This is a genomic window from Bradyrhizobium sp. BTAi1 (assembly GCF_000015165.1).
In the GTDB taxonomy this organism is placed as follows: domain Bacteria; phylum Pseudomonadota; class Alphaproteobacteria; order Rhizobiales; family Xanthobacteraceae; genus Bradyrhizobium; species Bradyrhizobium denitrificans.
Map to the genome: position 1 here is coordinate 6,410,072 of NC_009485.1, position 14,753 is coordinate 6,424,824.

Here is a 14,753-nt window from a genome sequence, read left to right on the forward strand (position 1 = left end):
CGTCACGCCGACTGCAGCGCGCGATCGGCACGCGCGGCTGCGGCCGCGAGCCAGGTCACCTGGTGACAGAACCAGGCCTCCACGGACGCCACGAAACCCGGCATCAGCGTCAGGCGCCGGCGTCCGTCGTCGAAACGCAGCAGCCGGCGCTCTTCCATCGCAGCCAGCAGATTGCGGATATGGGAGCGCGAGACGCCCAGCATCGTTGCAAGCTCCGCCGTGGACACGTCGACGACGTGGCGCCCAGCGGCGGACCGCGCGACGAGCGTCAGCGCCAGGTGGATGCCGCTATCGTGCTCGTCGGTCCAGGCCAGATCCGGAAATCCGGTCAGGGGCCGGCTGTCGCGGCAGAGCCAGGTCGCGCATTGCCGGATCGTCTCCGCGTAGAAGCTCTGGTCGTCCCGCAGTCGAACGCTCAATCCGCCGGCCTCAGTCAGTCGCGCATGACAATCCAGATGCAGGGCAAGCCAACCTCGCAGACCTTCGAGGATGACGGATCCTGGCACGAGATAACGGATCCGGCCGTCCCCGGGATCGCGCTCGATGGTGACCAGCGACAGACCCCGCAGCACCGCGACAAAGGCCGCGGTCTGCCGCGGCCCCGGCAGCCGCATCTGCAGACGGGTCAGGGTCGGGCGCTCGACCGGCTGGCGCGCTGACATATGCATCATCACGATGTGCGCCACGATTTCCGTCGGGGCGCGCTGACCGAACAGCTTGATCATCAGGCGCTGGCCACGCAGCGGCGCAATCAGCTGGTCGCAGAATCCAACGAACACGGGCGCGAAGGATGGATGGTCGCGCAAACGCATCGGATGATCGTCCCCCGCGATGGCGCGCGCGTCAGCGCTCCGGTTCGTCATCGGATCACCGCGCGCCCGACCAATCAGAGCCCTGCGGTCTTGATCACGAGATCGGCCAGACGCTCCGCGGCATCAAGCCGGCCGGCGGCGCGGGCGGCCTGTGCCATGGCCGCCAGGCGCACCGGCTCGGCGGCGAGCGCCGAGATCTCCGAAGCCAGCCGATCGGACGTGAAGTCGCTCTGCACGATCCGGATCGCGGCATTCGCGTCCGACAGCACGCCGGCATTGGCGTACTGATCCTGATCGATGGCCCCCGGCAGCGGCACCAGGATCGAGGGCCGGCCGATCGCGGCGAGCTCCGCGACAGTGCCCGCGCCCGAGCGCGAGATCACGAGATGGTTGGCGGCGAGACGGGCCGGCAAATCGGTGAAGAACGGCTGCAGCTCGGCATTGATCTTGAGCCGGTCATACACGGCGCGGACCCGCGCCATGTCCTCCTGGCGGACCTGCTGGGTCAGCACCAGCCGGCTCCATAGAGCGGGCTCGAGCCGCTCGATCGCGCCGGGCACGACGTCGCTCATGACGCGGGCGCCCTGGCTGCCGCCGACCACCAGCAGCCGCAGCGGGCCTGCGGTCTCAGGCGCGGCATAGGGCACCGCGGCCGCTTCGAGAATGGCGGGACGCATCGGCGTGCCGACGGTGGTAGTCTTTCCAGAGAGCGCCGGATCGCGGTCGAGCACGCCCGGCAACGAGGTGGCGATCGCCTTCACATGGGCCGACAGGAAACGGTTGGCACGGCCGAGCACGGCATTGGCATCGTGGATCAGGCTGGGCACGCCGGCGAGCCGCGCCGCCAGCAGCGGTGGCACCGTCGGATAGCCGCCAAAGCCGATCACGGCGGCCGGCTTGAGCCGCCGCATCAGGTTGAAGGCGGCCAGCGTGCCGGTGCCGAGCAGCAGCGCCGTGCGGGCGAGCGCCACCGGCGAACGGCTGCGTACCGTCTCGCTCGGCACCACATCGATCATGTCCTTGGTGAACAGGCCGCTGTAGCGCAGCGCGCGCGCATCGGTGACGAGACGGACCCGGTAGCCGCGCTTGATCAGCTCGACACCGAGCGCTTCGGCCGGAAACAGATGACCGCCGGTGCCGCCGGCGGCCAGCAGAATGAGGGGCGCAGAAGAGGTCATGCGCGCTTGTTTACAGCCAATATGTCGTCATTGCGAGCGAGGCGGCTTACGCATAATTGCGCAGCGTCCCCGCAGCGTCGGTGGCCTCGGCTTCGATCCGTGGCCGCTGCCGCGTCAAGGCCAGCATCATGCCGACACCATAGGCGAGCGACACGATCGAGGAGCCGCCATAGGAGATGAAGGGCAAGGTCATGCCCTTGGCCGGGATCAGCTGCAGGTTGACCGAGATGTTGATCGCCGCCTGGATGCCGAACAGGATCGCGAGGCCCGACGCCGCAAAGCGCGAGAAGCCGTCCTCGCTGGCATAGGCGCGCGACAAGGTGCGGATCACGATGAAGCCGAACAATGCAACCAGCGCCAGGCACAGGATGATGCCGAACTCCTCTGCCGCGACCGCGAACACGAAATCGGTGTGGCTGTCCGGCAGACTGCGCTTGGCGATGCCCTCGCCCGGCCCGAGGCCGAACCAGCCGCCATTGGAGAACGCCTCCATGGCCGTGTCGACCTGGAAGGTGTCACCGGACGCCGGGTTCATGAAGCGCTTGATGCGGCCGGCGACGTGCGGGACCAGCAGATAGGCGCCGAACAGACCGGCGGCCGCGGCCCCGGCGAGGCCGGCGACCCAGATCATGCGCATGCCGGCGATGAAGAACAGCGAGCCCCAGACCATCAGGATCAGCATGGTCTGACCGAAATCCGGCTCCATCACCAGGAGCGACACCAGCATCAACAGCAGCACCAGCGCCATCGTGGTCGCCGGCATGTCCGGCCGCCGCGCAGATTCCGAGAACAGCCAGGCGGCGACGACGACGAAGGCCGGCTTGGCCGCTTCCGAGGCCTGGATGTTGACGCCGACCAGCGTGATCCAGCGCCGCGAGCCCTTCACCTCCGGGCCGACGGCGAGCGTCAGCACGATCAGCACGATGGCGATCGCGAACACCACCAGCGCGCTGCGCCGGATCTGCCGCGGCGACAGGAAGGACACGCCGATCAGCACGATGAAGGACGGCAGCAGGAACAGGACGTGGCGGTTGAAGAAGTGGAACGCGTCGAGCCCGATGCGCGTCGCGACCGGCGGGCTCGCCGCCAGCGACAGGATCACCCCGCAAAGCATCAGCGCCAGGATCGCGCCGAGCAGCGGCTTGTCGACCGTCCACCACCAATCGGACAGCGGATTGCGTTCTTCACGGGAGAGCATCGGACGTTCACCTGAGCCTTAGGGAAGCAGCCCATTGGCGCCCAGGATGGTTATCGAAGGCTTAAGACCTGTCCGCTGCGACAGCGCTGTGTGCCGTCGCGTCACGATGAACGACGTGGACCTCGGCATCCTTGGCCACCCGCCTTCGCGGGTGAAACAAGCGTGTGGTCGACGATGGTGAGCTAAACCACCCGCTCCACACCCGGCAGCGCCTGCACCAGATCGCGGAAGCGGGCGCCGCGGATCTCGAAATTGCGGAATTGGTCGAACGAGGCGCAGGCCGGCGACAGCAGGACCACGGCGTCCGTCAGCCCGGAAGCTTCGGCATCGGCAGCGGCCTGCGCCACCGCGACCTCGAGCGTGCCGGACATCGCGTGCGGAACCTTGTTGCCGAGCGTTCCGGCGAACTCCGCCGCGGCCTCGCCGATCAGATAGGCCTTGCGGATGCGCGGAAAGAAACCTTCGAGGCTGGTGATGCCACCGGCCTTGGGTTTGCCGCCGGCGATCCAGAAGATGTCGGCGAAAGACGACAGCGCATGCGCCGTCGCATCCGCGTTGGTGCCCTTGGAGTCGTTGACAAACAGGACATGGCCGCGGCGGCCGACCTGCTCCATGCGATGCACCAGCCCCGGGAAGCTGCGCAGCCCCTGCTGCAGCACATCCTGCTTCACGCCGATCGCGAGGGTAGCGGCGGCGGCGCAGGCGGCGTTCTGCGCATTGTGCTGGCCGCGCAGCGAGCCGATGCCGCCGAGCCGCGCGACCTCGCTGCGCGCGCCACTTGCGCTGCGCAGGATGGTCTCGTGCTCGACATAGAGACCGTCAGCCAGCGGGTTCTTCACCGAAACGCGCACCACGCGCTTGCCGGCCTGGTCGAGCCGATCGGCGATCGCGCGCGAAAAGCCATCGTCCACGCCGATGATCGCGGTCCCCTCCGGCTTGACGCCGGCAACCAGGCGCTCCTTGACCGCGGCGTAGTTTTCGATCGTGCCGTGGCGGTCGATGTGATCCTCGCTGACATTGAGCAGGATGCCCACGGTCGGATCGAGCGACGGCGTCAGGTCGATCTGATAGGACGACATCTCGATGACGTGAACCCGGCCCATCCGCGGCGGCTCCAGCGACAGGATCGCGGTGCCGATATTGCCGCCCAGCTGGGTGTCGTAGCCGGCGGTCTGCATCAGATGCGCGATCAGCGCCGTCGTCGTCGATTTTCCGTTGGTGCCGGTGATGGCGACGAACGGCGCATCCGGTGCGTGCCGCCTGCGCTCGCGGCAGAACAGCTCGATGTCGCCGATCACCTCGATGCCGGCCTCGCGCGCCTTGAGCACGCTCCAATGCGGCACCGGATGAGTCAGCGGCACGCCGGGCGCCAGCACCAGCGCCGCGAAATCCGACCACGACACGGTGCGCAGATCCGCGGTGACGAAGCCGGCTTTGGCAGCCTCGGCCAGCCGCTCGGCGCCATCGTCGCCGGCCACGACGTCCGCACCGCCCGCGCGAAGGGCGTGGCAACTGGCGAGCCCGGACCCGCCAAGGCCGAACACGGCGACGGTCTTTCCGGCGAATGAGGTAACGGGGATCATGTCAGCGCAGCTTCAGGGTCGACAGGCCGACCAGCGCCAGCATCACGGAGATGATCCAGAAGCGGATCACGATCTGCGGCTCGGTCCAGCCGAGTTGTTCGAAATGGTGATGGATCGGCGCCATCTTGAAGATGCGCTTGCCGGTCAGCTTGAACGAGGCCACCTGCACGATCACAGACACGGCTTCGAGCACGAACAGGCCGCCGATCACCGCCAGCACGATCTCGTGCTTCACCGCCACGGCGATCGAGCCGAGCATGCCGCCGAGCGCCAGCGAGCCGGTGTCGCCCATGAAGATCGAGGCCGGCGGGGCGTTGAACCAGAGAAAGCCGAGCCCGGCCCCGAGCACCGCGCCGCACAGCACGGCGAGCTCGCCGGTGCCCGCCACATAGTGGATCTGGAGATAATCCGAGAACACGGCGTTGCCGGCGAGGTAGGCGATCAGGCCGAAGCTCGCCGAGGCGATCATCACCGGAACGATCGCGAGGCCGTCGAGACCATCGGTGAGATTCACCGCGTTTCCGGCGCCGACGATGACGAAGGCGCCGAAGATGACGTACATCCAACCGAACTTGATCACGAGATCCTTGAAGAAGGGAATCGCAAGGCCGGTCGAGGACGGGTCGCGTCCGAGCCGGACCAGCGCATAGCAGGCGACCAGTGCGATGCCGGCCTCGATCAGGATCCGCGCACGCCCGGCAAAGCCCGAATGCGACTGCTTGGTGACCTTCAGGTAATCGTCATAGAAGCCGACGAAGCCGAAGCCGAGCGTCACCGCCAGCACGATCCAGACGTAAGGATTGAGCGGATTGGCCCACAGCACGGTCGAGACGACGAGGCCCGACAGGATCATCAGGCCGCCCATCGTCGGCGTGCCCTTCTTGCTGATGATATGCGATTGCGGGCCGTCGGCGCGGATCGGCTGTCCCTTGCCCTGGCGCAGGCGCAGATGATCGATGATCCAGGGACCGAACAGGAATACGAACAATGCGCCGGTCACCACGGCGCCGCCGGTGCGGAACGTGATGTAGCGGAACACGTTGAGCAGGCCGCGAAACATCGCCAGGCTCGGAAACGTATTCGTCAGCTCGATCAACCAGTAAAACATCCAACCCGCCTATGCCGCTTCGCCGAGACCGAGCCACGTGATCTCAATGGATTCGCGGGCGCGAATCCGATCCAGCCTCTTTTAACCACGATCGGAGCCGGGTGCGAATCGTTGCCTGCGAGGGCATGATCCCTCCGGCATGGCTGCCCCGCTGCCGATAGCCAGATTTTGTTCCACCGCGCCGCGATATCGCCCGATTTCAATTCGAGGCCTGCAGCGCAGCGGCGAGCTTCTGCACGAACTTGTTCACCCAGAAGATCTTCTTGCTGCCCTTGATGACGACGACGTCGTCCGGTGCAAGCAGCGCGGCCACCTGGCTGGCGTCCAGTGTCGCCGGGTCCTCGTGCCAGCCGAGTCGCTTCTCCGGCGGCAGCTTCTCGAACAGATGACGCATCAGCGGACCGACGCAGTACACCCCGTCGATCCCTGTGACATGCCCGACCATGTCGGCATGATAGGCCGGCGCCTCGTCCCCCAGCTCCAGCATGTCGCCGATCACCGCGATCCGCCGCCCGCGCACCGGCCGCGCCTGCAGACTGTCGAGCGCCGCCGCCATGCTCGCGGGATTGCCGTTGAAGCTGTCATCGATCAGAACGATCTCGCCAATGCGCTGCTCGACGCCCCGCCCGGTCATAATGCCGACCTCGCCCAGTTCGCGCGCCAGCAGCACCGGATCAAGCCCGGCCGCGGCGACGGAGGCGAGTGCCGCCAAGGCGTTATGCAGGCGATGCGGTGCCCCCGGGGTCAGCGAGAACGCCAGATGACGGCCGGCAATGTCAGCCGTGACGTCCCAGCTCTCGCCGGCAGGAACCTGCGACATGGCATGAACGTCGGCGCCAGCGCCGAATCGCAGCACCCTGCCGGGCCATTCGGGCGCGGCAAGATCAACCGGCAGCACCAGGATGCCGTCCGACGGCAACCCACGCGCGATCGAGACCTTCTCCTTGCGGATCGCCTCAAGGCTGCCGAGCTTCTCCAGGTGCACCGGCTGCACATTGACGACCAGCGCCACCGTCGGCTGCGACAGCTCAGTCAACCGCGCAATTTCTCCTTGCTGGTTCATGCCCATCTCGACCACCCACACCGAGGCGCTCGGATCGGCGTTGCACAGCGTCAGCGGCACCCCCCAGAAATTGTTGAAACTCGACGGGCTCGCGGACGCTCCGGGATAGGCGGCGATGAACTCCTTGGTCGAGGTCTTGCCGGCGCTGCCAGTAAGACCGATGACCGGGCCGTGGAAGCGGGCCCGCGCCGCGCGGGCGAGCGCCCATAGCCCGTCGATCAACGTGTCCGGCACCACCAATTGCGGAACGCTGATGCCGTCGATTCGGTGCGGAACGATCATCGCGACCGCACCGGCCTGCTCGGCATTGGCCGCAAATTCCCAGCCGTCGCGGCTGGAGGCGAAGCTCGAGACGAACCCCCCGCTCGGCGTGCCGCTCAGCGCAACGAACAGGCTGCCGGGCTTCACCGCGCGGCTGTCCTGCGTCACGAGATCGATCGGCGTCTCCGGATAATCGCCGGCAAGGCCGAGCGCGCGCGCCACCTCGGCCACCGTCCACAGCGCCTTCGTCATGATGCCCTCGCTGCCAATGCGTCCGCGACCGCTTCATGATCGCTGAAATGCAGGGTGGTGCCGCCGATGATCTGCCCGACCTCATGCCCCTTGCCGGCAATTACGAGGGCGTCGCCAGGCTGCAATTCGCCGATCGCGACCTTGATCGCCTCGGCGCGGTCGCCGATCTCGCGCGCACCGGGCGCGGCAGCCAAGATCGCGGCCCGGATCGCTGCCGGATCCTCGCTGCGCGGATTGTCGTCGGTGACGATCACGCGATCGGCCTCGGCGGCAGCGATAGCGCCCATCAAAGGCCGCTTGCCGGTATCACGGTCGCCGCCGGCGCCAAACACGACAACGAGCTGTCGCGCGGCATAGGGCCGCAGCGCCTGCAACGCCTTGGCCAGCGCATCCGGCTTGTGCGCGTAGTCGATGAAGATGGGCGCGCCATTGTGCTCGCCGACCAGTTCGAGCCGGCCCTTGGCGCCTTCAAGCGTCTCCAGCGCCTCGAACACGGCCTGCGGATCGCTGCCGGTGCCGATCGCGAGTCCCGCCGCGACCAGCGCATTTTCGACCTGGAACGCGCCGACCAGCGGCAGGCGGATCGTGTACATGCGACCGCAATGCTGGAGCTGGAGCTGCTGGGCGAAGCCATCGATGGCTGCGGCGACGAGCCGGATGCCCGCCCCCGCGCCATCGCCATGCGTGCCAACGGTCATCAGGCGAAGATCGCGCGCTTGTGCCGCGGCCATGACATCCGCCGAGCATTCATGATCGGCCGAGATCACCGCAGCACCGCCGGGGGGCACGAGATCGCGAAACAGCCTCAGCTTGGCGTTGAGATAATGCGCGAGGTCGGGGTGATAATCCATGTGATCGCGCGAGAGATTGGTGAACCCGCCGGCCGAGACCCGAACACCGTCGAGGCGATATTGGTCGAGCCCGTGCGACGACGCCTCGAAGGCCAGATGGGTGACGCCGTCCTGCGTGATCTCATCGATCTGCCGGTGCAGCGCGATCGGATCGGGCGTGGTCAGCGAGCCGTAGACCGTGCGCTTGTCCGACACCAGGCCGACCGTACCGATGCTGGCCGAGCTGTGACCGAGCTTCTGCCAGATCTGCCGCGTGAAGGCCGCGACCGAGGTCTTGCCGCTGGTCCCAGTCACGGCGGCGATCGTCGCCGGCTGGCGCGGATAGAACCGCGCTGCGGCCATCGCCAGCGCCAGCCGCGGGTTAGGCAGCTCAACATAAGGTACGGACAGCGCCGTGCCAGGCGGAGACCCGCCGGCCACGGCGATCGCGCCGGCCGCAATGGCCGCAGCGATGAAGCGGGCGCCATCGGTCTTCGCTCCGGACAGCGCGAAGAACAGATCGCCGGGCCGGACCGCGCGGCTGTCAACGGCCAAGCCGGAGACGTCGACGGCGGCGATCTCCGGGTCGCGCCCAGCCGCATCGCCGAGAAGATCGTGGAGTTTCATCCTGGTCCCGCACCAGTTCCGCCCCGCCCCCTGCGGGCGGCGGCGTCAAAGCCAGCAATTCGACGACGGCTTACTGTGTCAGGCGCGATGCCGCAAGAATTTGGCGGTCGGACGGCGGCAGGTCGAAGCGGGGCTCGATACCGAGCAGCGGCCCGATCCGGGCGATCACGTTGCCGGCGGTCGGCACCGCGTTCCAGCCGGAGGTGATGAAGCCGTAGGTTTCCTTCAGCGGCTGGGGCTCGTCCAGCATGATCAGAAGCTGGTACCGCGGCTTGTCCGCCGGGATCACCGCGGTGAACAGGGTCAGCACCTTCTTTTTGGCGTAGCGACCATTGATCACCTTCTCGGCCGTGCCGGTCTTGCCGCCGATATAATAGCCCTTGACGTCGGCCTTTCGCGCGGTGCCGACCTCGGCATTGAGGCGCATCAGATAGCGCATCTTCTCGGAGGTTTCCGGCTTGATGACGCGCTTGGCCAGCGCCATCGCCTCCTCTTCCGTGCGCTTCATGAAGGTCGGCGGGATCAAGAGGCCACCATTGACCAGCGCGCTGACGCCCATCACGCCCTGCAACGGCGCCACCGCCATGCCGTGACCGAACGCGATCGTGACCGTGTTCAACTCAGCCCAGCGCTTCGGCAGGATCGGCGAGGCGCTCTCCGGCAGTTCGGTGCGCAGCCGGTCGAACTGACCCATCTTGCGCAGGAACGCCTTGTGCGCCTCCACGCCCTGCGTCAACGCGATCCTGGCAGCGCCGACATTGGACGAGAAGTAGAACACTTCCTTCATGCTGAGAAAGCGGCCCTTGGGCTCATCGTCATGGATCGCGAACTTGCCGTAATGCAGCGGCCCGCGTGCATCCCAGAGCGAGTTGAGATCATATTTGCCGGTGTCGAGCGCCATCGCCAGAGTGAAGGCCTTGAAGGTCGATCCCATCTCATACACGCCAGTGGTCAGGCGGTTGATCCGATCTGGATCATGCGCTTCCTTCGGGCTGTTCGGATCAAAATCCGGCAGCGACACCATGGCAACGATCTCGCCGGTCCTGACATTGACGACGAGGCCGGAAGCCGCCTTGGTCTTAAACTTCTCCTTGGCTTTGAGCAGTTCGTCGCGCAGCGCATGCTCGACGCGCAGATCGACCGACAGCTCGATCGGGCGTTGCAGCCGATCGGTAGCAAAGCCAGCGCGGTGCAGGTCGGCGAGGCCCTGATTGTCGAGCCACTTCTCCATACCGGCGATGCCCTGGTTGTCGATGTTCACCAGGCCGATCAGATGCGCAACCTCGTTGCCGGTTGGATAAACGCGCTTGTTCTCGCGCAGGAAACCGACGCCCGGCAGGCCAAGGCGGTGAATGTCCTGCTGCTGCTTCGGCGACATCTCGCGCTTCAGCCAGACGAAGCCCTTGCGTGACATCAAGCGCTCGCGCACCTCGCTTGTATCGAGGTCCGGCAATGTCGCGGTCAGAAGCTCGATCGCCTCGTCCTTGTCGATGAGGCGGCGCGGCTCGGCGAACAGGCTCGGCGTCTTCACGTCGGTGGCGAGCACGGCGCCGTTGCGATCGACGATATCGGGCCGTGCGGTGGCGATGGCGTCCTGCTGCGCGGCCCGCCGCGCGGTCGGACCATCGGCACCAACCGCGAACATCACCAGCCGTCCGCCGATGATCGCATAGACGGCGGCAAAGGCGATGATCGCGAGACCAATTCGCGCACGCGCCTTGGCGGTGCGATCGACATCGCGCCCATACAGCAGCGTGCGGATCAATCGCTGCCGCCAGGGCTCCTGCGGCTTGACGTGAGGCCGAAGCTGATCGGTCATTGCTGATCCTCCGGAGGACGCACCGACCCGGTCACAGGGGGCTCATCGTTGATCGCGTCGATCGTATCGATCATGGATCCGATCGGATCGGGATTGTCGGAACGGGCGAACCGGGGCGGCCGCTCCGGCAGGTTCTTGAGGCTGTCATATTGCGTGGCGTTGAGCGGCTTCAACGGCAGGTGGCGCTCGACCAATCCTTGCAGCCGCAGGGGAGCGTCGAGCTTGGCCCATTCCGAGCGCAGGATCGCGATGGCCTCGCGCTGCTCGCGGATCTCGGCCCGCAGTTGCAGCACGCGCTCGACACGCGCAGTCGATTCCATCTTGATGCGATAGACATAGGCGGCGGCGAAGATCAGCGAGCAGATCACGACCAGATGGAGGAGGCGCATGCGTTACCCTCCTCGCAGGACGTCGGCCAAGCGCGGCCAAGATGACGAAGCAGGCGGGAGGCGGGCCGGCGCTGCGGTGCGCTCGGCGCCGCGCAGCTTGGCCGAGCGTGCACGCGGATTGGCCTCGATTTCGCTCTGATCGGCCACGACCGGCTTGCGGTTGAGCAGTTGAAAGGTCGGCGTCTCCTGGGCGATCTCGGGCAGATGGCGCGAGCCGCCACCGGTCTTGCTCCGTTCAGCCAGGAAGGTCTTGACGATCCGATCTTCGAGCGAATGGAACGAGACGACAGCCAGCCGGCCGCCCGGAGCCAACACCTGCTCGGCCGCCGACAAGGCCTGCTCCAGTTCGTCGAGCTCTTCATTGACGAGAATGCGCAGGCCCTGGAACGTCCGTGTCGCCGGATGAATATCGCCCGGCTTCGATCTCACCACGCGCGCGACGATATCGGCCAGTTGCCGCGTGGTCGTGATCGGCTGCTCCTTGCGCGCAGCGACGATGGCGCGAGCCACAGCACGCGAGTGGCGCTCTTCGCCGAAGATATAGATGATGTCCGCCAGATCGCGTTCGGCGGCCTGCGCCACGACGTCAGCAGCGGTCGGTCCGGTCTCCCCCATCCGCATGTCGAGCGGGCCATCGAAGCGGAAGGAGAAGCCCCGCGCGGCGGAATCGAGCTGCATCGACGAGACGCCGACATCCATCACAATGCCGTCAACTTGGGACAACCCGAGCGATGCACAGATGTCGGCGATCGCCGAGAAGCGGTTCTCGACCAGCGTGAGGCGAGCGCCGGCCTCCGCGACGAGCGCGGCGCCGCCGGCGATCGCCGTGCTGTCGCGGTCAATCCCGATCACCCGCGTTCCCGGGGACTGCAGAATCAACCGGGTGTATCCGCCCGCGCCGAAGGTCGCATCGATATAGGTTCCGCCCTCGCGCGGAGCGAGCATGGCCACCGCCTCCGGACCAAGCACCGGGACGTGTCGCGGGTCAGCCGTGCTCACGCGGACGCTCCGCGAGGGTGCCGCTGGGTCAGATTGGCTTTGGTCGGCTGCGAGCCCATCGCGCCTTCGATCCTCGCGCCCCTTCAACTCGCCAAGCCATCTCTCGGGTTGGTCAGCCATCCACCGCGACGGCTCGGTATCGCCGACACAACGCAGCTGTGCCGGGGACCGGGGCCTCGGCCCGGCGGCGATCACGCGGCGCTGGCTGGGCCAGGAACCGCTTTCCATCGTGATCTGCCGTGCAGGACCTTGCATCGTGGCGGCTGGCCGTCCCGAAAGCCGGCTTGGCTCTTCACCGCTCAGTAACGGCGTTCAGCGTTAACAAACCGTTGATGGTCTGTGGCGGATATTAGGCACTTCTCCTCGGACGCGACCAGCTCATGGGCGACCTCCGGCAATGCATGAGGTTGCTCGCAGCAATCGGGTAGATGCGATTTCGATTGCGGTTGGGAGATGCAAAAGAGTAGTGCGTGCCCATATTCGATTTGAGCCATTTGCCGTCGCCAGCCGCTTCGAGTGCGTCATGCCGAATTCAACCGACAAGCCCGAATCGAATCGTCCACGCGCGCTGCCGATCCCCAAGGGCTGTGCTGAGCTGCCGCTCTTCACCCCGGACTCGTCGATTGCATCCGACGTCATCCCCTCCGCAAATTTCGGTGAGCGCAAAGGTGGCCGACAGCCGGACATGGTCATCCTCCATTATACCGGGATGCCGGACGTGGAGGGCGCGATCACCAAGCTGTGCACCGCCGGCAGCGAGGTCTCCGCGCATTACATCGTGCTGGAGGACGGGCGAATCGTGCAGTGCGTCCCGGAGGCGATGCGCGCCTGGCATGCCGGTCTCTCGTCCTGGGGCGGAGACGAGGACATCAACTCCTGCTCGATCGGCGTCGAGATTGTCAATCGCGGCCATGATTGGGGCTACCCGGACTTTCCGCCGCGGCAGATCGCGGCGGTGATTGCGCTGTGCCGGGGCATCATGCTCCGCCGCAACGTCCCGGCGCATCGCATTCTCGGTCATTCCGACGTCGCGCCGTCGCGCAAGAAAGATCCGGGCGAGAAATTCCCTTGGCACTCGCTGGCCAATTCGGGGGTCGGCCATTGGGTGCAGCCGGCGGCGATCACCAAGGGCGAGACGCTGAAGCTCGGCAGCATCGGCGATGACGTCAGGGGCCTGCAGAAGGCGCTCGCCAAATATGGCTATGGCGTGCCGATCACCGGCAAGTTTGACGGCATCACCATGGACGTCGTCACCGCGTTCCAACGTCATTTCCGCCCCGAGCGGATCGACGGCATCGCCGACCGCTCGACTCTGTGGACCCTGCATGCGCTGCTGACGAGCTTGCCGGCAGAGGAACCGGCAACGCGCGTCTGAGTGATCAGGCGCCCGCATCCAGTTCGACAAGGCGGCGGGCATAAAGCCGCTTGAGCGGCTCCAGCTGCGTCGAATCCCGCGCCGCGCGGTAGGCTGAACGGGCCTCCTCGCGCCGATCGAGTCGCCGCAACAGGTCCGCGCGCACGGCCGGCAACAGGTCGTACTGCCGCAAGCCGCCCCGAGCGGCGAGCGACTCGACCAGCGCGAGTGCCCGCGCGGGGCCGTCGACCATCGAGACTGCGGCCGCGTGATTGAGTTCGATCACCGGCGACGGCGCAATCCGCAGCAGGACCTCATAGAGGCCGACGATCTGGCGCCAATCCGTGTCGTGATAGCTCTGCGCCTGGGCGTGGAGCGCGGCGATCGCGGCCTGGACCGTATAAGGCTGCGGCCGTCCCCTGACACCAAGCGCCTGTTCGACAAGGTCAAGACCTTCGGCGATCTGCTCGCTGTTCCACAGCGACCGATCCTGCTCCTCCAGGAGGACGATGTCTCCGGACGCATCGGTCCGTCCGGCACGGCGCGCATCGTGGAGCAGCATCAAGGCCAGCAGGCCTTTGATGTCGGGCGCCTCCGGCATCAGGCCGAGAACGAGCCGGCCAAGCCGGATCGCCTCGCGCGCAAGATCATGGCGGATCAGTTCCGGTCCGGAGGTCGCCAGGTAGCCTTCCGTGAACACCAGATAGATCACGGTCAGCACGCCGCGCAGACGCTCTTCCAGGGCGTGGCGTCCGGGCACCTCGTAGGGAATGCCGGCGAGGCGGATCTTCTGTTTGGCACGCAGCAGGCGCTGCGCCATCGCTTCCTCGCTGGCGAGGAAGGCACGTGCGACCTCGGCCGTGGTCAGTCCGCAGACCGTGCGCAACGTGAGCGCCACCTGCACCTCCGGCGCGAAGGACGGATGGCAACAGGTGAAGATCAGCCGCAGCATGTCGTCGTCGAGATCGTTTGGCGTGGCGGCCGCCTCGTCGCTGACGGCGTCGCGCTCGATTGCATGGACGATCTCGGCTTCCTTGGCGCGAAAGTTGCGCTGGCGCCGGATCCGATCGATCGCCTTGTTGCGCGCCACATTGACCAGCCACGCGCGCGGATTGGCAGGGGCCCCTGCCCCTCGCCAATTGAGCAGCGCCGCCGCGAACGCATCCTGCAACGCGTCCTCGGCCAGTTCGAAGTCACCGACCAGCCTGATCAAGGTCGCGAGCGCGCGGCCGGCCTCGTCGCGGAACACCTGGTCGATCGCCTCAGGCGTCATCGCTGAC

General features: G+C 66.6%; 12 protein-coding genes. 1 reads left to right on the forward strand and 11 read right to left on the reverse strand.

Features of this window, described 5'->3' with window-relative positions:
- Positions 1–2 precede the first annotated feature (2 nt).
- The 10 genes from BBTA_RS28895 to rsmH all read right to left on the reverse strand — a co-directional run bounded on the left by BBTA_RS28895 (position 3) and on the right by rsmH (position 12,119).
- Positions 3–863, reverse strand: coding sequence for a helix-turn-helix domain-containing protein (locus tag BBTA_RS28895; protein ID WP_244424183.1), 861 nt, complete (start codon positions 861–863; stop codon positions 3–5).
- A 23-nt stretch (positions 864–886) separates the two neighbouring features.
- Positions 887–1,990: an undecaprenyldiphospho-muramoylpentapeptide beta-N-acetylglucosaminyltransferase gene (gene murG / locus BBTA_RS28900; protein WP_012046047.1), complete on the reverse strand. Its 1,104-nt coding sequence runs from the start codon at positions 1,988–1,990 to the stop codon at positions 887–889.
- 46 nt (positions 1,991–2,036) lie between these two features.
- Positions 2,037–3,188 (reverse strand): putative lipid II flippase FtsW, encoded by a 1,152-nt coding sequence (gene ftsW / locus BBTA_RS28905; protein ID WP_012046048.1) that lies wholly within the window; start codon positions 3,186–3,188, stop codon positions 2,037–2,039.
- Positions 3,189–3,370: 182 nt separating this feature from the next.
- Positions 3,371–4,771, reverse strand: a complete 1,401-nt coding sequence (murD, locus tag BBTA_RS28910) for a UDP-N-acetylmuramoyl-L-alanine--D-glutamate ligase (protein ID WP_012046049.1) — start codon at positions 4,769–4,771, stop codon at positions 3,371–3,373.
- Between the two features lies 1 nt (position 4,772).
- A complete protein-coding gene (gene mraY, locus BBTA_RS28915; RefSeq protein WP_012046050.1) occupies positions 4,773–5,879 on the reverse strand; it encodes a phospho-N-acetylmuramoyl-pentapeptide-transferase in 1,107 nt (368 codons plus the stop codon).
- A gap of 199 nt (positions 5,880–6,078) precedes the next feature.
- Positions 6,079–7,455, reverse strand: coding sequence for a UDP-N-acetylmuramoyl-tripeptide--D-alanyl-D-alanine ligase (murF, locus tag BBTA_RS28920; RefSeq protein ID WP_012046051.1), 1,377 nt, complete (start codon positions 7,453–7,455; stop codon positions 6,079–6,081).
- Complete coding sequence (locus BBTA_RS28925) at positions 7,452–8,912, reverse strand: UDP-N-acetylmuramoyl-L-alanyl-D-glutamate--2,6-diaminopimelate ligase (RefSeq protein ID WP_012046052.1); 1,461 nt, start codon at positions 8,910–8,912, stop codon at positions 7,452–7,454. Before BBTA_RS28925 ends, murF begins: the two co-directional genes overlap by 4 nt.
- Positions 8,913–8,982: 70 nt before the next feature.
- Positions 8,983–10,731, reverse strand: coding sequence for a penicillin-binding protein 2 (locus BBTA_RS28930; RefSeq protein ID WP_012046053.1), 1,749 nt, complete (start codon positions 10,729–10,731; stop codon positions 8,983–8,985).
- Entirely contained in the window at positions 10,728–11,120 is a 393-nt protein-coding gene (locus BBTA_RS28935) for a hypothetical protein (protein WP_012046054.1), read from the reverse strand. The genes BBTA_RS28930 and BBTA_RS28935 overlap by 4 nt, the downstream gene beginning before the upstream one ends.
- Positions 11,121–11,123: 3 nt before the next feature.
- A complete protein-coding gene (gene rsmH / locus BBTA_RS28940; RefSeq protein ID WP_012046055.1) occupies positions 11,124–12,119 on the reverse strand; it encodes a 16S rRNA (cytosine(1402)-N(4))-methyltransferase RsmH in 996 nt (331 codons plus the stop codon).
- Between the two features lie 523 nt (positions 12,120–12,642).
- Here rsmH and BBTA_RS28945 point away from each other — a divergent pair.
- Positions 12,643–13,494 carry an N-acetylmuramoyl-L-alanine amidase gene (locus BBTA_RS28945; RefSeq protein ID WP_012046056.1) on the forward strand — a complete coding sequence of 284 codons (852 nt, stop codon included), beginning with the start codon at positions 12,643–12,645 and terminating at the stop codon, positions 13,492–13,494.
- Between the two features lie 4 nt (positions 13,495–13,498).
- On the opposite strand, the gene BBTA_RS28950 is transcribed toward BBTA_RS28945, so the two are convergent.
- Complete coding sequence (locus BBTA_RS28950; protein WP_041750955.1) at positions 13,499–14,746, reverse strand: RNA polymerase sigma factor; 1,248 nt, start codon at positions 14,744–14,746, stop codon at positions 13,499–13,501.
- Positions 14,747–14,753: the final 7 nt, after the last annotated feature.

Excerpts from the sequence above, each read along its gene's own strand:
- BBTA_RS28895 (WP_244424183.1), bottom strand. The coding sequence starts at position 863 with ATGACGAACCGGAGCGCTGACGCGCGCGCCATCGCGGGGGACGATCAT.
- murG (WP_012046047.1), bottom strand. The coding sequence starts at position 1,990 with ATGACCTCTTCTGCGCCCCTCATTCTGCTGGCCGCCGGCGGCACCGGC.
- ftsW (WP_012046048.1), bottom strand. The coding sequence starts at position 3,188 with ATGCTCTCCCGTGAAGAACGCAATCCGCTGTCCGATTGGTGGTGGACG.
- murD (WP_012046049.1), bottom strand. The coding sequence starts at position 4,771 with ATGATCCCCGTTACCTCATTCGCCGGAAAGACCGTCGCCGTGTTCGGC.
- mraY (WP_012046050.1), bottom strand. The coding sequence starts at position 5,879 with ATGTTTTACTGGTTGATCGAGCTGACGAATACGTTTCCGAGCCTGGCG.
- murF (WP_012046051.1), bottom strand. The coding sequence starts at position 7,455 with ATGACGAAGGCGCTGTGGACGGTGGCCGAGGTGGCGCGCGCGCTCGGC.
- BBTA_RS28925 (WP_012046052.1), bottom strand. The coding sequence starts at position 8,912 with ATGAAACTCCACGATCTTCTCGGCGATGCGGCTGGGCGCGACCCGGAG.
- BBTA_RS28930 (WP_012046053.1), bottom strand. The coding sequence starts at position 10,731 with ATGACCGATCAGCTTCGGCCTCACGTCAAGCCGCAGGAGCCCTGGCGG.
- BBTA_RS28935 (WP_012046054.1), bottom strand. The coding sequence starts at position 11,120 with ATGCGCCTCCTCCATCTGGTCGTGATCTGCTCGCTGATCTTCGCCGCC.
- BBTA_RS28945 (WP_012046056.1), top strand. The coding sequence starts at position 12,643 with ATGCCGAATTCAACCGACAAGCCCGAATCGAATCGTCCACGCGCGCTG.
- BBTA_RS28950 (WP_041750955.1), bottom strand. The coding sequence starts at position 14,746 with ATGACGCCTGAGGCGATCGACCAGGTGTTCCGCGACGAGGCCGGCCGC.